The organism is Pseudomonas hormoni, assembly GCF_018502625.1.
GTDB lineage: Bacteria > Pseudomonadota > Gammaproteobacteria > Pseudomonadales > Pseudomonadaceae > Aquipseudomonas > Aquipseudomonas hormoni.
The window spans coordinates 1,397,673-1,419,153 of the sequence record NZ_CP075566.1 but is presented as its reverse complement, the minus strand read 5'-3'; the positions used below and the strand labels follow the sequence as shown (position 1 = coordinate 1,419,153).

Annotated in this window: 25 protein-coding genes; 14 read left to right on the top strand and 11 right to left on the bottom strand. The window is 58.0% G+C overall.

Annotation, left to right across the window (positions count from 1 at the left end; translation table 11 throughout):
• Positions 1-200 precede the first annotated feature (200 nt).
• Together KJF94_RS06540 and KJF94_RS06535 are read left to right on the top strand one after the other, a co-directional pair.
• Positions 201-482, top strand: coding sequence for a BrnT family toxin (locus KJF94_RS06540; protein ID WP_214382057.1), 282 nt, complete (start codon positions 201-203; stop codon positions 480-482).
• 3 nt (positions 483-485) lie between these two features.
• Positions 486-803 carry a BrnA antitoxin family protein gene (locus KJF94_RS06535; RefSeq protein ID WP_214382055.1) on the top strand — a complete coding sequence of 106 codons (318 nt, stop codon included), beginning with the start codon at positions 486-488 and terminating at the stop codon, positions 801-803.
• Here the strand turns inward: KJF94_RS06535 and KJF94_RS06530 are convergent.
• Both KJF94_RS06530 and KJF94_RS06525 read right to left on the bottom strand, forming a co-directional pair.
• On the bottom strand, positions 800-1,627 hold the full coding sequence (locus tag KJF94_RS06530; RefSeq protein ID WP_214382053.1) for an arylamine N-acetyltransferase family protein: 828 nt from the start codon (positions 1,625-1,627) through the stop codon (positions 800-802). The genes KJF94_RS06535 and KJF94_RS06530 overlap by 4 nt on opposite strands.
• Positions 1,628-1,738: 111 nt before the next feature.
• Positions 1,739-2,533 (bottom strand): exodeoxyribonuclease III, encoded by a 795-nt coding sequence (locus KJF94_RS06525; RefSeq protein ID WP_214382051.1) that lies wholly within the window; start codon positions 2,531-2,533, stop codon positions 1,739-1,741.
• Positions 2,534-2,660: 127 nt separating this feature from the next.
• On the opposite strand from KJF94_RS06525, the gene KJF94_RS06520 reads away from it, so the two are divergent.
• Positions 2,661-3,242: a GNAT family N-acetyltransferase gene (locus KJF94_RS06520; RefSeq protein ID WP_214382050.1), complete on the top strand. Its 582-nt coding sequence runs from the start codon at positions 2,661-2,663 to the stop codon at positions 3,240-3,242.
• Between the two features lie 51 nt (positions 3,243-3,293).
• Here KJF94_RS06520 and KJF94_RS06515 read toward each other — a convergent pair whose 3' ends face one another.
• From KJF94_RS06515 to KJF94_RS06505, 3 genes are all read right to left on the bottom strand, one after another.
• The gene (locus KJF94_RS06515; RefSeq protein ID WP_214382048.1) at positions 3,294-4,865 is read right to left on the bottom strand and encodes a sensor domain-containing diguanylate cyclase; all 1,572 of its coding nucleotides are present in this window, start codon (positions 4,863-4,865) and stop codon (positions 3,294-3,296) included.
• A gap of 86 nt (positions 4,866-4,951) precedes the next feature.
• Positions 4,952-5,722, bottom strand: a complete 771-nt coding sequence (locus tag KJF94_RS06510; protein WP_214382046.1) for an aldolase — start codon at positions 5,720-5,722, stop codon at positions 4,952-4,954.
• 17 nt (positions 5,723-5,739) lie between these two features.
• The gene (locus KJF94_RS06505) at positions 5,740-6,444 is read right to left on the bottom strand and encodes a haloacid dehalogenase type II (RefSeq protein ID WP_214382044.1); all 705 of its coding nucleotides are present in this window, start codon (positions 6,442-6,444) and stop codon (positions 5,740-5,742) included.
• Positions 6,445-6,552: 108 nt separating this feature from the next.
• Between KJF94_RS06505 and KJF94_RS06500 the strand changes: the two genes are divergently transcribed.
• Entirely contained in the window at positions 6,553-7,395 is an 843-nt protein-coding gene (locus KJF94_RS06500; protein ID WP_214382042.1) for a LysR substrate-binding domain-containing protein, read from the top strand.
• Positions 7,396-7,437: 42 nt separating this feature from the next.
• Here the strand turns inward: KJF94_RS06500 and KJF94_RS06495 are convergent, their stop codons facing one another.
• Both KJF94_RS06495 and KJF94_RS06490 read right to left on the bottom strand, forming a co-directional pair.
• Positions 7,438-7,839 (bottom strand): hypothetical protein, encoded by a 402-nt coding sequence (locus KJF94_RS06495; RefSeq protein WP_214382040.1) that lies wholly within the window; start codon positions 7,837-7,839, stop codon positions 7,438-7,440.
• A 142-nt stretch (positions 7,840-7,981) separates the two neighbouring features.
• Positions 7,982-9,721 carry a L,D-transpeptidase family protein gene (locus KJF94_RS06490; RefSeq protein ID WP_214382038.1) on the bottom strand — a complete coding sequence of 580 codons (1,740 nt, stop codon included), beginning with the start codon at positions 9,719-9,721 and terminating at the stop codon, positions 7,982-7,984.
• An 81-nt stretch (positions 9,722-9,802) separates the two neighbouring features.
• On the opposite strand from KJF94_RS06490, the gene KJF94_RS06485 reads away from it, so the two are divergent.
• From KJF94_RS06485 to KJF94_RS06470, 4 genes are all read left to right on the top strand, one after another.
• The gene (locus tag KJF94_RS06485) at positions 9,803-10,507 is read left to right on the top strand and encodes a murein L,D-transpeptidase catalytic domain family protein (RefSeq protein WP_214382036.1); all 705 of its coding nucleotides are present in this window, start codon (positions 9,803-9,805) and stop codon (positions 10,505-10,507) included.
• Between the two features lie 98 nt (positions 10,508-10,605).
• The gene (locus tag KJF94_RS06480) at positions 10,606-11,421 is read left to right on the top strand and encodes an alpha/beta fold hydrolase (RefSeq protein WP_214382034.1); all 816 of its coding nucleotides are present in this window, start codon (positions 10,606-10,608) and stop codon (positions 11,419-11,421) included.
• The gene (locus KJF94_RS06475) at positions 11,411-12,577 is read left to right on the top strand and encodes a PAS domain-containing sensor histidine kinase (RefSeq protein ID WP_214382032.1); all 1,167 of its coding nucleotides are present in this window, start codon (positions 11,411-11,413) and stop codon (positions 12,575-12,577) included. Before KJF94_RS06480 ends, KJF94_RS06475 begins: the two co-directional genes overlap by 11 nt.
• A gap of 49 nt (positions 12,578-12,626) precedes the next feature.
• Positions 12,627-13,412, top strand: a complete 786-nt coding sequence (locus KJF94_RS06470; RefSeq protein WP_214382030.1) for a transporter substrate-binding domain-containing protein — start codon at positions 12,627-12,629, stop codon at positions 13,410-13,412.
• A 94-nt stretch (positions 13,413-13,506) separates the two neighbouring features.
• Here the strand turns inward: KJF94_RS06470 and KJF94_RS06465 are convergent, their stop codons facing one another.
• Positions 13,507-13,725: a hypothetical protein gene (locus KJF94_RS06465; RefSeq protein ID WP_214382028.1), complete on the bottom strand. Its 219-nt coding sequence runs from the start codon at positions 13,723-13,725 to the stop codon at positions 13,507-13,509.
• Between the two features lie 327 nt (positions 13,726-14,052).
• Here KJF94_RS06465 and KJF94_RS06460 point away from each other — a divergent pair, with 327 nt between their 5' ends.
• The 4 genes from KJF94_RS06460 (at position 14,053) to tal (ending at position 17,434) form a co-directional block, all read left to right on the top strand.
• Positions 14,053-14,322 carry a short-chain dehydrogenase gene (locus KJF94_RS06460; protein ID WP_214382027.1) on the top strand — a complete coding sequence of 90 codons (270 nt, stop codon included), beginning with the start codon at positions 14,053-14,055 and terminating at the stop codon, positions 14,320-14,322.
• Positions 14,323-14,638: 316 nt separating this feature from the next.
• Complete coding sequence (locus KJF94_RS06455; protein WP_214384746.1) at positions 14,639-15,064, top strand: DUF2628 domain-containing protein; 426 nt, start codon at positions 14,639-14,641, stop codon at positions 15,062-15,064.
• Positions 15,065-15,333: 269 nt separating this feature from the next.
• The gene (dusA, locus tag KJF94_RS06450; RefSeq protein WP_214382026.1) at positions 15,334-16,329 is read left to right on the top strand and encodes a tRNA dihydrouridine(20/20a) synthase DusA; all 996 of its coding nucleotides are present in this window, start codon (positions 15,334-15,336) and stop codon (positions 16,327-16,329) included.
• 178 nt (positions 16,330-16,507) lie between these two features.
• On the top strand, positions 16,508-17,434 hold the full coding sequence (tal, locus tag KJF94_RS06445; RefSeq protein WP_214382025.1) for a transaldolase: 927 nt from the start codon (positions 16,508-16,510) through the stop codon (positions 17,432-17,434).
• Positions 17,435-17,650: 216 nt separating this feature from the next.
• Here the strand turns inward: tal and rssC are convergent, their stop codons facing one another.
• Both rssC and rssB read right to left on the bottom strand, forming a co-directional pair.
• Complete coding sequence (gene rssC / locus KJF94_RS06440; RefSeq protein ID WP_007935262.1) at positions 17,651-18,133, bottom strand: anti-sigma factor antagonist RssC; 483 nt, start codon at positions 18,131-18,133, stop codon at positions 17,651-17,653.
• Positions 18,133-19,314 (bottom strand): two-component system response regulator RssB, encoded by a 1,182-nt coding sequence (rssB, locus tag KJF94_RS06435; protein WP_214382024.1) that lies wholly within the window; start codon positions 19,312-19,314, stop codon positions 18,133-18,135. The genes rssC and rssB overlap by 1 nt, the downstream gene beginning before the upstream one ends.
• Positions 19,315-19,590: 276 nt before the next feature.
• Here rssB and KJF94_RS06430 point away from each other — a divergent pair, with 276 nt between their 5' ends.
• Positions 19,591-19,890: a PilZ domain-containing protein gene (locus KJF94_RS06430; RefSeq protein WP_214382023.1), complete on the top strand. Its 300-nt coding sequence runs from the start codon at positions 19,591-19,593 to the stop codon at positions 19,888-19,890.
• Positions 19,891-19,951: 61 nt separating this feature from the next.
• On the opposite strand, the gene KJF94_RS06425 is transcribed toward KJF94_RS06430, so the two are convergent.
• Positions 19,952-20,641, bottom strand: a complete 690-nt coding sequence (locus tag KJF94_RS06425; protein ID WP_214382022.1) for an MlaA family lipoprotein — start codon at positions 20,639-20,641, stop codon at positions 19,952-19,954.
• Positions 20,642-20,841: 200 nt separating this feature from the next.
• Here KJF94_RS06425 and pcrP point away from each other — a divergent pair, with 200 nt between their 5' ends.
• Positions 20,842-21,462, top strand: coding sequence for an HAD superfamily inactivated hydrolase PcrP (pcrP, locus tag KJF94_RS06420; protein ID WP_214382020.1), 621 nt, complete (start codon positions 20,842-20,844; stop codon positions 21,460-21,462).
• Positions 21,463-21,481: the final 19 nt, after the last annotated feature.

Genomic DNA, 21,481 nt, shown 5'->3' with positions numbered 1-21,481 from the left:
TGTCTATAGAGTTGTATACAACTCATCGGTCAGATTATGGACATGTGTCCATCCCCGCCCAGCACCTCACCCATAGCATCCTTCAATAAACCTTGAAATATATCCGTCCCAGCCCCCCCCCACATCTGCCGCTAGTCTTTTGAGTTCCTGGCGACCACCGGTAGGGTCGCTCTCTTTTTTATACATATAAAGTATGCATAATGAAGTCATTCGAAATTCAGTACCACAAGGCAAAAAACGCGGCGAACAAACTGAAGCATCAAGGCATCAGCCTCGCAGAGACTGAGGCCGTGTTCCATGACGAACGAGCGCTAACTCTCCAGGATGATCTTCATGATGAGCAACGATGGATCACCATGGGGCTGGACGCCAAAGCTCGCTTGCTGGTCGTCGCGTACACCTACCGCGATCCGAATTTCGTTCGAATCATTTCTGCGCGTCTCGCCACGAAAAACGAGCGTCGTCAATATTTGGAGGCTTGAGTGATGAAAGATGAATACGACTTCAGCAATGCCAGGCGTGGGGCGGTTGCCCCCGGCAAAGGCAAAACCCGCATTACCATCATGCTGGATGAAGCGGTCATAGAGGCCGCTCGCGCACTCGCGGAAAAAGAGGGGTATGGGTACCAGACGGTGATCAACAACACACTGCGACACGCGTTACTCAGTGGCAAAAAAGAATCTGCAGAGACCGGGCATCTCAAAAAAGGGATAACGCCCTCCGACCTGAAAAGCCTGGAAAAAAAGTTGCTGGACGCCGTCAGCGAAATCCATCGAATGATGGAGCCTGACGTTCGCCCCTAGGCCGGCTCGATCAACCGCCCAAGCACCTGTTTCAAATGGGCATGCTCAGGCACCCGGATCCCGAACTCGCTCTCCAGCAACTGGACCAGATCATCCAGCTCCGCGATCTGCCGCCGCTCGCTCTCGCTGCCGAGCCGGTGAATCGCAAAGCTGCCGTTGTTCAGCGTGCGCCGCCAACCTTCCCCCGTCCGCGCCACCATCAGCTGTTTGGCAAAAGATGATTCGGGGTGGGTTGAGACATACCAGTTGCCGACGGTGTAATCGATGTCTTCCTGGCGTTGCAGGTCAAAGATGTACATCGGTCGCCATTCACCGGCGACGTTGGCGCGCAGGGTGTAGCCGTCTTCGTGGCGTTCGATCCGATAGGGTTCGTGAGGGGTGAGTTGCTCGTCCGGAGTGTCGAGCAGCAGCGGCGCGGTGGGGACCATACCGCCGAAACCCACATCGGTGATGTAGCGCACGCCCTCCAGTGTGACCAGGCTCAAGCGGTGCGTACGTGCAGTCCATGCGCCCTCGGGCTGGCCCATGACCACGCGCCCGGAGATGCCGCAAGCGTCGAAACCCAACGCCTGAAGCAGGGCCAGGAACAGGTTGTTGAGTTCGTAGCAGTAACCACCGCGGCCATCGTGCAGGACTTTTTGCTCAATGGACGGCAAGTCGATGAGTACCGGCTCGCCAGACAACGTGGTGAGGTTCTCGAACGGGAACACTCCGGTGTGACGAAACTGCAACTGACGCAGGGTTTCCAGGGTTGGCGCCGGTGGCGCGTCGAAACCCAGACGTTGCAGGTACAACGCAGGATTGCTCAGACGTGGCTCGCTCATTGCTCGGTCCTTATGCACGGGGCCGCGGATATCTCCGCCGATGGGCGCCATGTATAAGGGATAAAGCGGTTCGACCGACAATTGATTTCGCCAATCGCCACTCACAAAAAATCAACGGCGCTTGCGCGAACCCAGTTGAATCCACGTCGGTGCATGGTCGCTGGCATGCGGCTCGTTGCGCACCCAGGCATCGACACCGGCCTCTTGCAGATAAGGACTCAGCGCCGGATTGAGCAACAGATGATCGATGCGTAACCCGGAGTTTTTCTGCCAGTGTTGTCGGAAATAGTCCCAGAAGGTGTAGAGCCGATCCTCTGGATACAGATGGCGCAGGGAATCGGTCCACCCCTGATCCAGCAACCGTTGATAACACTCGCGGCTTTCCGGTTGCAGCAACGCATCCTTGAGCCAGGACCGTGGGTTATAGATGTCCAGGTCAGTCGGCACCACGTTGTAGTCGCCGGCCAGCACTACCGGGTGTTCGCTGCTCTGGAGATCCTTGGCGTAGGCGATCAGCCGCTCGAACCAGGCCAGCTTGTAATCGAACTTCGGCCCTGGCTGTGGATTGCCGTTTGGAAGATACAGGCAGCCCACCAGGACACCGTGCACGGCGGCCTCCAGATACCGACTGTGGGTATCTCCGTCGTCACCCGGCAAACCGCGACGACTCTCCAGTGGTTGCGCATCCCGTGCCAGAATCGCCACCCCGTTCCACGATGACTGACCCTGCCAAATCGCGCCGTAGCCGGCAGCCTCAAGTTCTGCGGCAGGAAATGCACTGTCCACCGACTTGAGCTCCTGCAAACAGGCGATGTCCGGTTTTTCCCGCTCCAGCCAGGCCAGCAGGTTCGGCAGCCGGGCGCGCATGCCATTGACGTTGAACGTTGCGATTCGCAGATTCTTCATGGGCCAGCGCTCCGGACATGTGTGTTCAGTGTGTGACATCCAGGCATTCCGGTGGTTGCGTTGGCCATCTCAAGTACGGCGTAATAGACGGCCGACGCCCGCCCGATCTGCCGAGAAAACCGTTGTCATGGAAACCACGCTGAAAGGCCACGGAATCAGCCTGCGCCCGCTGCAATACAGCGATGCCGACGCATTGGTACACGCCGCCGCTGACGGCGAACTGTGGAACCTGACTGTCACCGTCGTGCCCTCCCCGACCACCGTCGACAGTTATCTGAAAAAAGCCCTCGACGGCCGGGATGCCGGCACCGTCCTGCCCTTCGTCATCGTGCTGAACGACACGGGCGAGGTCATCGGCTCGACGCGTTTCTGGAAAATCGACCGGCTCAACCGCAAGCTCGAAATCGGCAGCAGCTGGATCTCGGCCCGCTGGCAAAAAACCTTCGTCAACACCGAAGCCAAATACCTGATGCTGCGCTTTGCCTTCGACGTGCTGGACTGTGTGCGGGTGCAATTCACCACCGACGAAAACAACCAGAAATCACGCAACGCAATCCTCAGGCTAGGGGCGCAGCAGGAAGGTATCGTGCGCCACGAACGAATCATGCCGGACGGTCGCAAGCGCAACTCGGTGCGGTTCAGCATCATTGATGATGAATGGCCGCAAGTGCGGCAGAGCCTTGAACAAAAACTAGCGGTGAATACGTAGGGACGGCCCGTAACATGAAATCAACGGTCACTTCCCGGATCTGAAGCCGCCTCAACGATCCGAGCGCATCAATTCCCCGACGCTCCCGTCCATCGACAGCACCGCCGAACGGTTTCGCCCGGAATGCTTGGCCTGATACAACGCCGCATCCGCGCGCTCGATGAACACTTCGGTGCTGTCCAGGCGCGTCGGAACGAAGGCATAACAACCGAGGCTGACTGTCACGTAACCGCTGGGCGCACCGCTGTGGTTGATGTTGCAGTTCATGACGCTGCGGCGGATCTGCTCGGCAATGACCATCGCACCATGAATATCCGTATTCGGCAGTAACACGGCGAACTCTTCACCGCCGTACCGCACCGCCAGATCAGTGGTTCGATGGCAGCAACTTTTCACCACCCTCGCCACTTCGGCCAGGCAATGGTCACCCGCGACGTGGCCGTAAGCATCGTTGTAGCGTTTGAAGTAATCGATATCCAGCATGATCAGGCTCAGCGAACTCGACTGCCGGATGCCACGGCCAAACTCGAGGTCCAGCGCCTGCTCGAACAGTCGGCGATTGGCCAGGCCGGTGAGACTGTCATGGGTCGCGATCAGCTTCAGCGCCTCCTTGGCCTTGCGCAGATCCTTCTCGACCCGCTCACCAAGGCGCACCTGGCGCACGAACACCCAACCGAACAGCCCCACGCCCAGCACAACCAGCGCCACAATGACGCTGGATTTAAACGCCGTGTCATACCACCCCTTGAGAATCGAATCCCTGGACGAGGCCGCGGACACCACCAGCGGATAGGCGTCGAGTTGCCGGTAGCCATGCAAGCGAACGGTGCCATCGAGTACAGAACCGATCATGGCGTTGCCGGACATTGAGCCCGCCAGGTACTTGCTGAAAATCTCCCCGTTGGCCAGTGACTGGCCAATCTGTGATTCCACAAACGGCCGTCGCGCCAGCAGCGTTCCGTCGGTCAGCGCCAGGAAAATGGAGCCGTCGTCATCGATGCTGAAGCTTTTGAAAAACTGATCGAAGTAGGACATTTTGATGCCGGCCAGCAAAACGCCCTGGAAATGGCCGTCCTTGTCATTCACCCGCTTGGAAACCGGAATGATCCACTCGCCATTCACACGACTGCGAATCGCGGGTCCGATGTGTGCCAGGGACGATACGTTCTGCTGGTGAAACAGGAAATAATCGCGGTCCGCCACGCCGGGGCCACGGGGTAAATCCTCAAATGAGGTGACAACCCATTGCCCCTTTTGATCGAACAGGAAGATCCCGTGCAGCTGACTGAGTGTCTGCACCCGTCGGGCAAACGTTTTCTGTAGACGCGGGACCTGAGCCGGGGCGAACCCATCAACCTGAATCCAGTCCGCCAGACTGGTGAGTACCAGGTCGGCTTTCATAAACGTGTCTTCGGCCTGCTGCGCCATGGCGCGTGTGAGGTTCGATGACGCCGCTTCGGCCACCGCCAGATCGTGCCGGCGCGATTGTTCCAGTTGCAAATAAAGCAAACCACACAGGCACAGACACACCACCACAATAAACAGCACCGCCGCCTTGCGCAGGGGTAGCCGTTTCAAAGTGACGCCACTGGCGTGGCTCGGGTCGTCATGGGAGATAGGCAAAAGCTCGTCCTGCAAGGGTAAGGCATGGGCGAAGGCCCAAAACCCTTAATGTTTGCGAGCTTAATCTACGGGATGGTGCGGGGCAATTATCCTTTGGACAGGCGTCGCATTGCACTGCGCAAATGTGCTTGAGCACTCTCGGCATCTCCCAGGCGCATTTGTTCGTAGGCACGTTGCGCAATGGCGGGGGGCACCGGCTTGAGATCGCGCTGGGTCGCCATCGCCATCAATTGCACCTGAGCGGCGCGTTCCAGGTAATACAGATCGTCCCAGGCTTCGGCGATGGTCGGCCCTGCGACAATCACGCCGTGATTTTTCAAAAACAGGACGTCGGCATTGCCCATGACGCTGGCAATCCGGTCACCTTCGGACTCATCGAGGGCCAGGCCGTTGTAGTCTTCGTCCACCGCCGTACGCCCGTAGAATTTCAACGCTGTTTGCCCCAGCCACAATAACGGCGGGCCTTGCAGCAAGCACAGCGCCGTGGCGTGGGGCATGTGCGTGTGGAACGCCACTTTCACCCTCGGCAGCTGTTTGTGCAGGCGGGCGTGAATGTAGAACGCGGTCGCCTCGGGTTGGCCTTCCCCGGCCACGACGTTGCCGTGGAAGTCGCAGACCAGCAGGTTGTCTGCGGTGACTTCTGCAAACGCGCAGCCGTAGGGGTTCACGAAAAACAGATCATCGCGCCCCGGCACCATGGCGGAAAAGTGGTTGCAGATCCCCTCCTCCAGCCCATGCAGTGCCGCCAGTTGAAAGCACGCCGCCAGTTCTGTGCGCGCCGTGATGACAACCGGCGAATCCAGGTTCAGGTCGATGTAACGCGCGGAACGGGAACCGCCTGCAAGGATGTGTGCCATGGCAATGACTCCGGGGGTTACCAGCCAAGGGATTCGAACAAGGGCACGACTTGGTCCAGCGTGCTCAATATCGCATCGGGTTGATAGTCGGGCAGCAATTGACGACCAGTGCCGCGGTCGATCCACACGCAGCGAAAATGCATATCGCGCGCGGCGGTGTGATCCAGCGTCGGGCTCGCACAGATATGCATCACCTGATCACGAGTGACGCCAAGCTGCTCGTGAGCGTAGTCGAACAGCCGCGGATTCGGCTTGTAGGCGCCGGCCTGTTGGGCGGTGATGACCCGATCGATGTGCCCACCGAGTTGCGCCACGTTGCCGGCGATGATGTCGTCATCGGTGTTGGACACAATGCACAACTTGAAGCCCATCGCCTTGAGTCGGGCGAGCGTGCCGATCACCTCGGGAAACGGCGGCATCTTCGGGATAGCCGCCGCCAGCCGTTGACTGTCTTCGGCCGAGCTCGCCAACCCCAACTCCTCCAGCGCCATTTGCAACCCTAGGGTGCTCAACTGACGGAACGAACGATGCGGCGGTGTCTGCTCCAGCCGGTGTTCGTGCCGGTCGTACACCTCGATCAGGCGATCGACATCGACGGCGTGATCCCCCTTGTCCCGCAGGATCTGCGCGGCCACGGCTTTCAAACCTTCATCCCATTGAATCAGCGTTCCGTAGCAATCGAAGGTCAGCCACTCGGGACGTGGGGTATTTGTGAGTGTCATGTTCATGTCCTCTGAAAGGTGATCTTCAGGTTACGAGCGAACAGTGATAGTGTGAAATTAAATTAATATCGACTCGTCAGTGATAAATCGAATATCAAGGGAGCCACCATGCTCGATCTCGAACTGCTCAAGACCTTCGTCTGCGTGGTGGACGAAGGCAGCTTCACTCGCGCTGCCGAACGCGTACACCGCACCCAGTCCACCGTGAGCCAACAGGTTCGCAAACTGGAAGAACTGGTCGGCCATGCGCTGCTTCTTCGCGACCGCACCGGGCAGAACATCAGCGTCACCGAGCACGGCGAGATGCTGATTCACTACGCCCGGCGCCTGCTGGCCCTGTCTTCGGAGGCGGTGGAAGCCCTCGCCAGTGATCTCGACCTGGAGATCCTGCGCATCGGCGTACCGGAGGATTTTGATGCACGGCGTATGGCCGTGATCCTCGCGGGCTTCAATCGCAGCCGACCTGAAGCGCGACTGGAAACCGTCAGTGGCATGAGCACCGATCTAAAGCAGAAGCTCGCGACGGGCGCCATCGACATTGCACTGGTCAAGCGTGAACCGGACAGCGGCCCCTGCTGGGCGGCGTGGCCGGAAGCGCTGGTGTGGGTCAAAGGTGCGGGGGTCGACTCGGCCCAGGGCGTTTTGCCATTGGCGCTGTTTCCACAGGGCTGCATTTACCGGCAACGGGCGATCCGCTTGCTGGATGTGGCTCAGCGGCCGTGGCGGGTTGCGTTTGGCAGCCACAGCCTGACGGGGATTCAGGCGGCGGTGGCGTCCGGACTGGGTTTGTCGGTGCTGCCCGTTTCGGCGGTGTTGCCAGAACATACTGTGTGCACTGATCTGCCGGACCTGCCGCCGACAGAGTTGGCGTTGATCAGCCGGGAAGGCGCGCTGACTGGATTGCAGCGAGGGCTGGTGGAGTTTTTGCGGGAGGAGCTGGGCCAGGCTTGAATGGGTGAGCCACGAACGCCCATTCATCTGCGGTAATCCGACTCAGGGCGTAGTTTTCAAATGCCCGTGGACCCTCCCGCTTTTCGGATCGACAAACCAGTATTCGTTATTGGCCGTCTTCACCTGACCGCATTCGGTTGGATAACCCTTCGCTTCAATACATAGAACCCCGTCCTTCAGCGTCCATTTTTCCTTCTCCGGCTTGTATGGCGCCATCTCGAACATCTCTACTCCGTTCGGCGCAAAACTCATCGAAAACGGGTGACTGCCTTCTCGGGTGGTCCCGTAAAACTTCCTTCCTACCAAAGCGCTAGTGATTTGCGCATCGTCAAGCGTAACCGCCGATGCAGGCACCGGCGGTGGCTCGTAGTTACTACGGGGAGTGGTTGCGCAGCCTGCCAGGCAGACCAACAGGAGGGACGCGCCGAACTTTAATGAAGTCATGCCACACCTTCCTTGTAAGCACCGGAAGCATTTCCGGTAAATCAAAGAGTAGGCGAAGCTGTTTTGGCGACCCGGGGCAAGCGCCGAACGGTTGACGGCCGTCCCTGACGAAGACGCATTGATCCGTCTGGATTCGCCCCAGTTACTGCCTTGGCCCCACCGAGGCCGTCGCCGCATGTAGATTCAACACCGGCATTTGCGCAGGTCGATTCAACGCCCGCAACACAGGTTCATCGTAGCCGTACACATCCGGTTTGAATGCCACGCGCCCGTCGCTGCCCAGATCGACTGTCCAATAGGCCAACAACACCGGCACTTTCACCGGCAGCCGAATGTTTTCGGTCTTGCCATTGGCCAACTGTTTCTGAATACCGGCGCTGTTCCATTTAACCGGGTCGTTGAACAACAACTCCACCAGTTGCAGCGGGTTCTCTACCCGGATGCAGCCCGAACTGGTTGCGCGGACAGTCTTGGCAAACAACTCGCGATGCGGCGTGTCGTGAAGATAAATCGCGTAATCGTTGGGGAAGCGGATCACCACCTGGCCCAGCGAACTCTCGGGCCCGGCGTCCTGGCGCAAGCTGATGCCACGCGGGTTGGTCCAGTCGACGCCCGCAGGATCCAGCTCGTTGCCTTCGCGGTCAATCACGCGAATACGGTTGGCGGCCAGGTAGCCGGGATTGCTCTGAATCTTCGGCAGCACGTCTTCCTTGAGGATCGTCGGCGGCACCGTCCAGGTCGGATTAAACGTGATGTAGGTAATCTGTGCCTGAAAGATCGGTGTATTGCGCGCCGTTTTACCGACCTGCACCCGGGAGCGCCAGATCGGCTGACCATCGCGGTACATCGCCACTTTGTAGCCGGCAATATCAACAATAACGAACGTACCTTGAAGCTTATAAAGCAGCCAACGCGCCCGCTCCATGTTCACTCGCACCTGGTCAATGCGTGCGTCAACGGGCACATTCAACGCCGCCAGCGTGGTCGCCCCCGCCATGCCATCCGCACCGAGGTATTGCTCGTTCTGATACTTTTTCACCGCTGCGGTGACGGCGCCGTCGTACTTCGTACCGTGGACCAATCGCGGATCGAGAAAACCTGCCGCGACCATCCTCGCGCGCAACTGCGCGACAGCCGGTTCGTCCATGCCGGGCTTGAGCGAATGGTCTACAACCACCTTCGGCCAGCCGCCCCGATCGCGAATACCGCGCAATTGCGCCAGCGCCTGACGCAACCCTCCGTACACCGCTTCTTGCGGCGGAGCCAGGGCAAAGGCCTTCGCTACATCGTGTTGGTCGAGCGCAGCGAAGAACGCATTGACGTCGTCGCGCGGATCGACGCCATTCGCGTCAAAATTCCAATGAATGTCGAGCCGGGAAGGATCGACCTTGCCCCGCCGCAACTGCAGCAGCGCCGTAATAAAGGTATGCGTCGTCGCCAGATCAAAGGCCGCCCGTTGCTCGGGCGTCACCGGCGTGGTCTGCATCGTCGCCTGGGATCGGATCATCTCATCAATATGAAAATCCGTCGGGTTCAAGCCATCGGCGTCAGTCGCGCTCAAGCTGGCGATCAATTGTGTGACGTCGCTGTCATTCGTCCACGCCGCGCGATAAGCGCGGTGCGTATAAAAATCCATGACCAGACGGCTGACATCCACCCGCCGATGAAGAGGCGAGGTCAGCAACGGCGGAAACGCCGTTTTCAGCGGCTCAAGCGAAGCCTGAATCGCCTGACCGACGTTGTCTTCCGCTGCGGCTTCGATAACGGAGCTAGGCGCAATTGTCGACTCAATCGGCGAAGTTTCCGCAAACGCCGTGCCGCTGATCAGAAAGCCCATAAAAAATACGCGGCTTATGACGAATAACCTTGTTAAAAGCACCATGGATAATCCTTAATCTCCCGCATTCAACGCCTGGCTTTCAATGCACTGCTAGACTCGAACTTAACATGATGAGACATCTATATGGCGCCACTACGTATTGGCTATCTGCTGCCGGCCCTGCTATTGACTGCAATGTCCGTACCGTTAGCCTACGCCGATTCACTCGCGGCCGCCCTCATCAAAGCGGCCCCGAAAGCCAACGCCAACGTCATTAACCTCGCCGTTCGCGCCTCGCAATGCAGCATCGCTCAAGGTGCTGCTCCTGTCCAAAGACTTGCGGTGATTGATTATTCCCTGCCTTCGACCGAACAGCGCCTGTGGGTGTTCGATTTAAAGAAACGCAAGTTGCTGTTTCATGAACTGGTCGCCCATGGTCGCAACAGCGGCGAAAACATGGCCGTGAATTTCTCCAATCAGAATGAAAGCTTTGCCACCAGCCTAGGCTTGTATCGCACGCAACAGAGCTATGTCGGGCAGAACGGTTATTCGCTGCGCATGGAAGGCCTGGAGCCGGGCTTCAACGACAATGCGTTCGACCGGGCAATCGTGATTCATGGCGCGCCTTACGTCAGCCCGGTGCTGGCGCGGGCCAATGGCCGAATCGGCAGAAGCCTGGGCTGCCCGGCTGTACGGCCGGCGATTGCGCACAAGCTGATTGATTCGATGAAAGGCGGGCAGTTATTGTTTTCGTACTACCCGGATCAGCGCTGGTTGAAGAAATCTTCGTATATCAATTGTGGTAGCGGGACCGTGGCGACGGCATCGAAATCCACAACCAACCGTTGACGCCCACTTTCCATGTGACAACGCGTGACCTGATGCCCGCGACTATCTAAACTCCCGAACACGCCAAAAACACTTTCGGCACGCTTGGGAAAACGCACATGGACCTCCAACATCGCAACAACGTCAAAGTGATGGGCGAGGGTCCGGTAACGCTGGTCTTCTCCCACGGCTTTGGCTGCGATCAGACCATGTGGCGTTATCTCGTCAATGACTTCACGGGTCGTTTCAAGGTCGTGCTGTATGACCTGGTCGGTGCGGGCCAGTCGGATCTTGGCGCGTACGACCGGGACAAATACAACTCGCTGAACGGTTACGCCCAGGACTTGGGTGAAATCGTCGATCAGTTCGCCAGCGGCCCGGTGATTCTTGTGGGCCACTCCGTCAGTGCCATGATCGGTGCACTTGCGGATCGCCAGTCTCCCGGAAAAATCGCCGCCCACGTGATGATTGGTCCGTCGCCCTGCTACATCGATTCCGACGACTACGTGGGTGGTTTCAAACTCGAAGACATCCATTCGTTGCTCGACACCCTCGACAGCAACTACCTCGGTTGGTCCAGCACGATGGCCCCGGTCATCATGGGCGCGCCCGGTCAACCGGCGCTGGGCGAAGAGCTCACCAACAGTTTCTGCCGCACCGAACCCGAGATCGCCAAGCAATTTGCGCGCGTAACGTTCCTGTCGGACAACCGCCAGGACGTTGCCGGCCTGACCACGCCAACGCTGATCCTGCAATCCACTGACGACCTCATCGCCCCGATGGCCGTGGGTGAATACCTGCACGCCGTACTTCCCAACAGCACGCTGTGCGTGGTCGACAACGTCGGCCACTGTCCGCACATGAGCGCGCCCGGCGCCTGCTCCGACGCCATGGCCAGCTTCCTGTCGCCGTGGGTAGGCGCGCATGTCGACTGATCAGTTAGACCCGCAGACATTGTTCGAAGAAGCACCCTGCGGATTGGTGGTGACGAAAGAGGATGGCACGATCCTGCGCAGCAATCAGACGTTCAGCCACGGGATCGGCTTCACTCAGTCAGAGCTGTGCGGCAAGCGTTTTCAAGACCTGTTGACCATGGGCGGACGGATTTTCCATCAAACCCACTGGGCGCCGCTGATGCGAATGCAAGGCTCGGTCGCCGAAGTAAAACTTGACCTGGTCCATCAAGACAAACGCATCGTCACCATGCTGCTCAACGGCGTCCGGCGCGAACACGCCAGCGGCGCAGTCAATGAACTGGCGCTGTTCGGCACCACCGACCGCGACAAGTACGAACGTGAACTGCTCAACGCACGAAAAATCGCCGAAGGCCTGCTGCACGAAAAAACCGCTGCCGAAAACGCTCTTCAGCGAGCCCAGACCGAACTGAACCTGGCTTACGAAAAGGCCCAGCGTCGTGCGTCCTTCGCCGAGCAAATGGTCGCCATCGTCAGCCACGACCTGAAAAACCCGCTGACCGCGATCAAAATGGCCTCCGACATCCTCGCCCGAGGCGACCGCACCGCCAAGGAAACCAAGTTACTCGGCCACATCGGTCAGTCGGCAGACCGCGCCGAGCGCATGATTGCTGACCTGCTGGACTTTGCGCTGGTCAGGGTCGGGAGTGGCATTGCTATTGCCCCTTCCGCGCAGGACTTGCATGCATTCGTTAGTCGCAGCGTCGACGAACTGCGCGTCGCGTTTCCTGACGCGATTCTGCTGCACGCGTCTTTTGGTTCCGGCCCTGCTGTTTTTGATGCTGATCGCGTGCAGCAAATCATTGGAAACCTGGTGGCCAACAGCGTGGCCTACGGGGATTTGAAACAAGCGATCACGATTACTTCCCGACTGGAAGAAGATAAAGCCGTTGTGTCGGTGCAAAACCACGGACCGGTTATTCCTGAGGCGTTGATGGCAGTGCTGTTTCAACCGATGACCCGAGGTGCCGAGACTGACAGTGATGTGCGGAGCGTGGGGCTTGGGTTGTTTATTGTTCGGGAAATCGCCCAGGCGCATGGCGGCGATGTTTCGGTGAGTTCGAGTCTGGAGAGTGGGACGGTGTTTAGTGTTTATTTTCCGCTGGGCACCGCTTAAGGCGTTTCGCCGAGAAATCAATCAAATCCATCATGGAAGCCGGATAACAATGAAAACTGTAAAACACACATTGATGCTTGGCGGGCTGCTTGCCTTCTCGTTTACCGCTCAGGCAGAGCCTTCGCATCTGGACAACGTCATCCAGCAAGGCCAATTGCGCGTATGCACCACGGGTGATTACAAGCCCTACACATTCAAAGCCGAGGATGGCGAATACTCGGGAATCGACATCGCCATGGCCCGCTCGCTGGCTGACAGCCTGGGCGTCAAGGTCGAGTGGGTGCAGACCACCTGGAAAACCCTGATGCCCGACATGCTGGCGGGCAAATGCGACATCGGCATGGGCGGGATCTCGGTCACGCTTGAGCGGCAGAAAAAGGCCTTCTTCAGCACCACGCTGGATGTCGACGGTAAAGTCCCGTTGGTGCGCTGCGAGGATCAGGCGCTGTACCAGACTGTCGAGCAGATCAACCAGCCTTCGGTTCGGTTGGTCGAACCGGCTGGTGGGACCAATGAAGCCTTTGTTCACGCCTTCCTGCCCAAGGCGCAGTTGAGCCTTCATGACAACGTGACCATCTTTCAGGAGCTGCTGGACAAGAAGGCAGACGTGATGATTACGGATGCGTCGGAAGCGTTGTATCAGCAGAAACTCAAGCCCGGATTGTGCGCGGTGAATCCGGGTCAGTTCATGCAGTATGGGGAGAAGGCGTATTTGCTGCCGCGTGATGATATGACGTGGAAGTTGTATGTGGATCAGTGGTTGCATCTGGCTAAGGTGACGGGGAAATACCAGAAGGTCTTGGGTGAGTGGATAGCTACGCCCGAGACCAAATAGCCCTATTCGCTGACGACGTCTGCGTTCGGCTGCGCAGTAGTCGCCCCCTCGGAGAACACGCAACGGCAGAAATACCGCGCCGTTACGTCACACCCTAGTCGTCGTGCAACAACCCCGAACTGTACTCGCCGAAGCTGCTACCGAGCGCACTGCCGTGGAAATTCAATTGACTGGACTTGTTGGTGGGGCCAGGGCCAAAACCGGCAGACGGTTGGATGTCTTCTGAGTAATTGCTGTGGGTGCTCGCGCCCGAACAGGCGCTCAAGAGCAACGCACCACCGATCAGCAAGACTTTGGCGAGATTTGAGATCATTTTTCGGTTTCCCTGTGGGCTGGAGGCGTGGTGATGCGAGTTTTAGTCTTCATCGTAGGCTGTGAGCACACGGGGGATTATGAAACTTTGCAGGACGACAGCTTTTGTTCAGCTGCTGCGGTTTCTTGATGCGAAAAAAACGCGCCCCCTTGAGAAACCATCAAAAGAGCAAAGTCCTACACGACACTCGGAACGGTCCGTACATCTGGCCATTGCTGCGTTTTTGTCATGAAGCTTATAGTCCAACCAGCGCCGAAATGGCGTTGCGGGTTTGGCGACTCGTTGCAATTGGAGTGATAGATCCCTTGAATTAACGGAGCTTCACTTATGAACGAATATATGGCCTTAACCAGCAACGCCGACGACCTTCCCTCGCTGTATGTAAACACCACCCAACCGCTGCACTCACTGCTTAGCACCGCACGCTACCGAATTGGCGCGGTAACGCAGATCCTGGAAAACCTCGCGATGCGCGGCGATATCACCACGGACTCGGTGATTCTCAGCGACTTCGCAATGCTTTGCTGCATACCCTTGCGCGATGGCTGTGATGTTCTAGATGTCGTTGCGCGACGTATGGATGCTGAACACTCCTGACGTCACAAAGGGGCGCCCTCCACGGACGCCCCTCGAATTCATGGGTCACCCGAGCACGCGCTCAGAAACAAAGCACCGACGATCAGCACGACTTTGATGATATTCAAGATCAACTTGCAGTTCTCTGCGGGTACATGAGGGGAAACGAACGAAGTCTCGGCCAAACATAATGGCTTGTGAAATTTCATACGCTGCCGGAAACTCACCTCGCAACATTGGCCACTGGCCTGCAGCATGCAAAAAACGCGATACCAAGCGCACTGAAAGAAAATCTGGTCGATACCTCGACCGAGCGCCACCGAAAAAAGGACAGAACATGAGCAACACGGATGAATTGCAAACCGACAATGCCAGCCCAAAATGGAAAGAGCGTTTCGCTTTTTTCAATCAGAACGGCAGCCCCAAAAGCCCCAACTTCAGTTCGGCGCTCAAGCAACTACCGACCCGAAAGCGCATGCTGATCAATATAAACTTCATCGCTATTTTCTTCGGGCCGATTTATCTTTTCGTGCTCGGTCTGTGGAAAAAGAACCTGGCACTCATAGCGATCATCGTTGGCATCACCTTCGGCCTGACGTTCACCTTTGCAATCCTCGGCTATGAAATGCCCAAAGCCTTAGGCAGCGGCCTGAACGTCGTCTTTGCGCTTATGTATGGGTTGAGCGCCAACTATGCCTACTACCTGAAACAGGTAAAAGGTTCGCAAGGCTGGAACCCTTTCGAAGGGTTGAAGATCGTCTAAACGAACTCTCGGGATCGAAATGCACCCTGCAGAGTTCAGTTGTTCCCTTACTTTACATCAGCTTTTCAACTGCTCTGGACTAGCACCCCGTTATTGAAATGACGGGGTTTGGTTTCTCTTTACCATGCAATCTCGTCGCCCCATCGTCGAATTCCTCTCATGCCGTTGTTCAGATGCCCTGAACAACGGCAAGAAGACTCGCCTAAGCCCCGCAACCCCAATCCTGATAAACTCCCCACCTCCCAGGCTCACCCATCCCAGAACCGCCAATGCCCCCAATCACCGCCACACCCGCCCCACTCTCCCGCCGCTTCTCCGTCGCCCCGATGATGGACTGGACAGACCGCCACTGCCGTTTCTTCCTGCGCCTGCTCTCCAAGCACGCCCTCCTCTACACCGAAATGGTCACCACCGGCGCACTCCTGAACGGCGATCACGACCGTTTCCTCCGCCACAACGAAGCCGAACACCCACTCGCCCTGCAACTCGGCGGCAGCGTCCCTCTGGACCTGGCCGCTTGCGCACGCATGGCGCAGGAGCACGGTTACGACGAGGTGAATCTGAATGTCGGCTGCCCGAGTGATCGGGTGCAGAACAATATGATCGGCGCGGTGCTGATGGGGCATCCGCAGTTGGTGGCTGATTGTGTGAAGGCGATGCGCGATGCGGTGTCGATTCCGGTGACGGTGAAGCATCGGATCGGGATCAACGGGCGGGACAGTTACGAGGAGTTGTGTGATTTCGTCGGCACGGTTCGCGATGCCGGTTGCACGAGTTTTACCGTGCATGCGCGGATCGCGATTCTGGAGGGGTTGTCGCCGAAGGAGAACCGCGACATTCCACCTTTGCGCTATGACGTGGCGGCGCAGTTGAAGAAGGATTTTCCGGAGCTGGAGATCATTCTCAACGGCGGGATCAAGACGCTGGAGGCCTGTCACGAGCATTTGCAGACGTTCGACGGCGTGATGCTCGGCCGTGAGGCGTATCACAATCCTTATGTAATGGCCGAGGTGGATCAGCAACTGTTCGGCAGCACGGCACCGGTTATTTCTCGAGCCGAGGCGCTGGCGCAATTGCGGCCTTATATAGCGGCACATATTGAAGCGGGTGGTTCCATGCACCACATCACCCGGCATGTGCTGGGGCTGGGCACCGGGTTTCCGGGGGCACGCAAGTTTCGGCAGTTGTTGTCGGTTGATATTCATAAGGCTAAAGAGCCTTTGGTGTTGCTGGATCAGGCGGCAGAGTTGCTTGAAGGACGCTAACGGTCACCCGGGTTGAACCTGCGCCCGGATTTGGCATCGTATTTACGGACACCGTGCCCCGCCATTCAAACAGCCGTTTTCAGGTTGTTGCCGCTGGGGCCTTCGATACGTACATGCGCCCTTGAGTGGCTGTCAGCGCTCGGGTAATGTCATTAGACCCATAGGACAGAGCACGCCCATGACTTCCAAGCTGGAACAACTCAAACAGATGACCACCGTGGTTGCCGACACCGGCGACTTCGAAGCAATCGCTCGCGTAAAACCGGTGGACGCTACCACCAACCCTTCCCTGCTGCTCAAAGCGGCGGCCATTCCCGGTTATGCCGAGCTGCTGAACGCTTGCGTCAGCGACTGCAAGGGTGATGTGGGCCTGGCCAGTGACCGTTTTGGCGTTGCGGTGGGGCAAGAAATTCTGAAGGTGATTCCGGGCCGTATTTCCACTGAAGTGGATGCGCGCCTCTCGTTCGACACTGACGCCGTATTGAAGCGTGCGCACCGTCTGATCGAGCTGTACGACAAGGCGGGCATTGGCCGAGACCGCGTGCTGATCAAGATCGCTTCCACCTGGGAAGGTATCCGCGCTGCCGAGATTCTGGAAAAAGAAGGCATCCAGACCAACCTGACGTTGCTGTTCTCGTTCGCGCAAGCGGCGGCGTGTGCCGATGCGGGTGTATTCCTGATTTCGCCGTTCGTGGGCCGTATCTACGACTGGCACAAGAAGGCCAACGGCAACGACTACACCGGCGCGGATGATCCGGGCGTGCAGTCGGTGACGCGCATTTACAATTACTACAAGGCCAATGACTACAAGACCGTGGTCATGGGCGCGAGCTTCCGTAATCTGAATCAGATCGAGCAGTTGGCCGGTTGCGACCGTTTGACCATCAGCCCTGACTTGATCGATAAGCTGGCGGCGGACACAGGCAAACTTGAGCGTAAACTTGCTCCGGGTCATGCCGGTGAGGCGCGCTTGAGCCTGAACGAAGCGCAGTTCCGTTGGTTGTCGAACGAAGACGCGATGGCGACCGAGAAACTGGCTGAGGGGATTCGTCAGTTTGCTCGGGATCAGGAGAAGCTTGAGGCGCTGTTGCAGGCCAAGCTGTGATCTAGTTTCGACGCAATGCAAAAAGGGCGAACCCATTGGGTTCGCCCTTTTTTGTGCGGCTTTGAGGCAGATGAAGAACTGTGGCGAGGGAGCTTGCTCCCGCTCGGCTGCGCAGCAGTCGTAAAACGACTAACCGGGATCTGACTGACACAACGAGGTGAATGGATTTAGGGCCGCTTCGCAGCCCAGCGGGAGCAAGCTCCCTCGCCACAGGGATCAGTGACGCTCGAGGGCGTTCACCAGATCATGGAACGCTTCACGATTCGAATCGTTCAGCCCCATCAGGATTTTGTGCGCTTCGAGCACCTTGATCCGCACCACTTCCTCGGACTGATCCTGGTCTGGCAGGTCGGTCAGGCATTCAGGGCACGGGATCGGGCGATCAACAATGTTGAACACCTGCTCGAAGCCCATGGACTGCAGCAGACGGGTGATGTCTTCGTGGGTGGTGACGACGGTCGGCAGCAGGCCGACCTTTTGCCGCGACAGGATCGACAGTTTGGCCAGCAGGCCAAGGGTGGTGCTGTCGATGCTGCGGGTTTCGGTCAGGTCGATCACGATCGCGTTGAAGTTCAACGCCGTGAAGATCCGCTCAATAGTCGCATCCAACGCCGAACACAGGGTCAGGCGAACTTCACCGACGAACTTCAGGACGAAGGTGCCGTCCTGCTCGGCGAACTGGATTCTACCGGTACTCATCAAAGATTCCTGCTCAACACCAACAGGGCGATATCATCCGGCATCTCCCCTAGCGTGGCCAATCCAAAAACCTGCCGCAACCCATCCAGGGTGCCGCCCGCTGCCTTGACCCGTTGGGGCAAAGCCGCTTCTTTTTCTTTGAGTGTAGGTTCTGGCAAAAGGTCCAGAATGCCATCAGACATCAGCGTCAGGCTGAACGTCGGCGGCAATTCAAGCACGTGGTCTTCGTAGGTGGCTTCATTGAAGAGGCCCACCGGCAGGCCACGCCCTTCCAGATAACGGACACTGTCTGGCGTGTACAACACAGGCAACGGCAAATGACCGCCGATGCTATAGGTCAACAAACCTGTCTCCTCGTCGATGACTCCACCGACCATTGTGACGTGTTTACCCAGCTTACAACTGATCAGGCCCCGGTTGATATGGCCAAGGACCTCTGAAGGCTTGAATTCCGGCAATGTACCGCTGCGCTTGGACTCGAACAGCAAGCGCGTGGTCATGAATTTCAGCAGTACGGTCACGAACGCTGAAGAGGCGCCATGACCGGAAACGTCCGCCAGGTAAAAGGCTACCCGACGCTCGTCGACCCGAAAGTAGTCAACGAAATCACCCGACAGGTACAGCGACGGGATGATCTGGTGAGCAAACTGGAATTCGTCGATGGTCCAGGGGCTGACCGGCAGCATGTTCATCTGCACCTGGCGACCGGCGTTCTGGTCTTCCTGGAGCAGGTTCAGGCTGGCTTCGAGCTCGCGATTGGCCTTTTCCAGCTTCTCGCGGTAGCGCTGGTTTTCCAGCAGCAGGCGCGCGCGATCCAGGGCCCGGCGCACAGAGTGCTCGAGCACGGCCAGATCTTCGAGAGGCTTGATCAGGTAATCCGCTGCGCCCAGGCGCAAGGCCTCGACCGCGTCGTTCATCACGCCGGCACCCGACACCACAATCACTGGGGTTTGCGGTGACCGCTCGGTGACCTGGCGGATAAGTTCGAGTCCGCCCATCTGCGGCATGCGCAGATCGCAGATGACCAAGTCGGGCTTGTCTTGCTCGAATACCTGAAGACCCTGCTGGCCATTGCTGGCCTGCAAGACGCTGAAACCACTGTCTTCCAAATAGGCGGCGAGGCTCGCGCGCACTACTTCGTCATCATCGATTATCAGCAGCGTGGCACTGGTTTTTGGCATGTGGGCAAACGGCGCCAGAATTAGGTTGGCGTAGCAGGCTGGGCAATTGACCCCGCGCACACTACTGGATTCGCTTTCTAGCCTCTCTGTTGCACCGCTTTCGGGCATTCACCTTACTTGCAGGCACACCAGAGGTGCCCTTCTAAGGCGCAGACGGTACTCCCATCCGCGGGGCGTTTCAAGCTCACGCCGATGGTCGCTTGACGTCTTTACTTGTCAAATCACCGGGAGTTATAAGAACAGGCAAAACCGTAACCCAATGGAAGGACCAAGCCCATGAGTCAAACCGATCGGGACTACAGCGAAAAGCGTGATTTCATCCGCATGCGGGTTGATGCCGATGTTGCGCTGATTCATGAAGGAGACGAGGTTGCAGCCGTCTGTATCGACCTTTCCAGCAGTGGCATGCAGGTTGAGGCGCCTCGTTTGTTCAAGGTCGGTGACCGCCTGAGCGTGCGGATCGATTCCGATCACGCGGCACTCAAAGGCCTGGAGGCCGACACCGAAGTGGTGTGGGTCAAAGAACAGGACGGCGGCAGTCAGAAACTCGGCCTTACAATCTTGAAGATGAAATAACCCGGATCCAAAACCAAAGAAGGCGGCCAACTGGCCGCCTTCTTCGTTTTACCGGTCGAGATCAGAAATCGTCTTCGACCTGACCGTCCTTGACTTTGAATTCGCGGTTCTGCAAGTACGCATTGCGGATAAAGGTGTACTTGTCGCCACTGATGAGCTTCTCGGCCGACAGCAGGCTGGCGCGGGTGTCGACGATGTTCAGGCCGAAGATCGAGTTACGCACCGGCACATCGTGAATGTACGGGTATGGGCCGGTGTAGCCATCGACGTATTTCGCCGGAGCGTCACGCAGAGTGCTTGGGCCCAGCAACGGCAGCATCACGTACGGACCGCTTCCTACACCCCAGTAGCCCAACGTCTGACCGAAGTCTTCGTCGCTACGATTCAGGCCCATTTTGGTGCCCACGTCGAAAAAGCCCAGCACGCCGAAAGTGGTGTTGAAGATCAGGCGCGCGGTATCGACCCCGGCAGCGGCCGGTTTGGCCTGCAAGATGTTGTTGGCAAGGTTGGTGACATCACCGACGTTGCGGAACATGTTGTGGATGCCGTCTTCGAGAAACTGCGGGGTGACGAACTGGTAGCCCTGCGCCAAAGGCTTCAGCGCATAGGTGTCGACCACATCGTTGAATTTGTAGATCGGACGGTTGATGCTTTCCCAAGGGTCGTCTTCCGAGGCTGCCTGGGCAGCGAACGGAGCCAGTAACACACTGGCGCACACACAAAGCTGAGCTAGATGATTGCTCCAGCGCATAGAAAACTCCTTGGTTTGTACTGACGCGGGCGTCTTGGCCCGGGCATTAAGCTGGTTAGTATAAGGTGGAAAAGCCGCTTTAGGCAGTATCGTGCGTGATAGCCTACGGATGATTCGCCCTGACTGTGAGCGATTCACATCAATGTCATCCAACTGTCACCGGCAACGCATAGCCTTGTCGCTATTTCAGGGACGTTGACATGCCGCACGCCGAAGCCTTGCCCCTCGCCGCACCCAGCCTGACAGCCGTCCTGTTCGGTCTCAGCGGTTGCCTGGTGGATTTCGGCGCTCGCACGCGCCAGCACGATGCCCATTCTGCCGAGCACGCCGAGGTTACGCCGGGGGCTCTGGACAGTTTGCACAGTTTGCAACGTCAGCAAATTCCCTGCGCCTGGCTCGACGAATTCGCCCCTGCCATTAGCCACTCCCTGGCCGCCGCTCTGCCGGAATGGATCAAACCTTCGCAACACCCCGCAACAATCAATCCCTGGCCCGCGCCGAATGCATGCTGGCAAGCCTTGATGGCGCTGAATGTCGAGCGCCTGGATGGCTGTGTGCTGGTCAGCGGTGAACCGCGATTGCTGCAGTCGGGCCTGAATGCCGGGCTGTGGACGATTGGCCTGGCCTCCTGCGGCTCGCTCTGCGGGCTGGCGCCCAGTGAATGGCAAGCCTTGAGCCAAAAGGAACGCGAACACCTGCGCGGCAAGGCAACGGTCCAGTTGTTCAGTCTGGGCGTGCATTCGGTGATCGATCACCTCGGTGAGCTCGACACCTGTCTGGCCGACATCAGCCTGCGTCGCCTCAAGGGTGAAAAGCCCTGACCGGGATCATGCAGGTTAC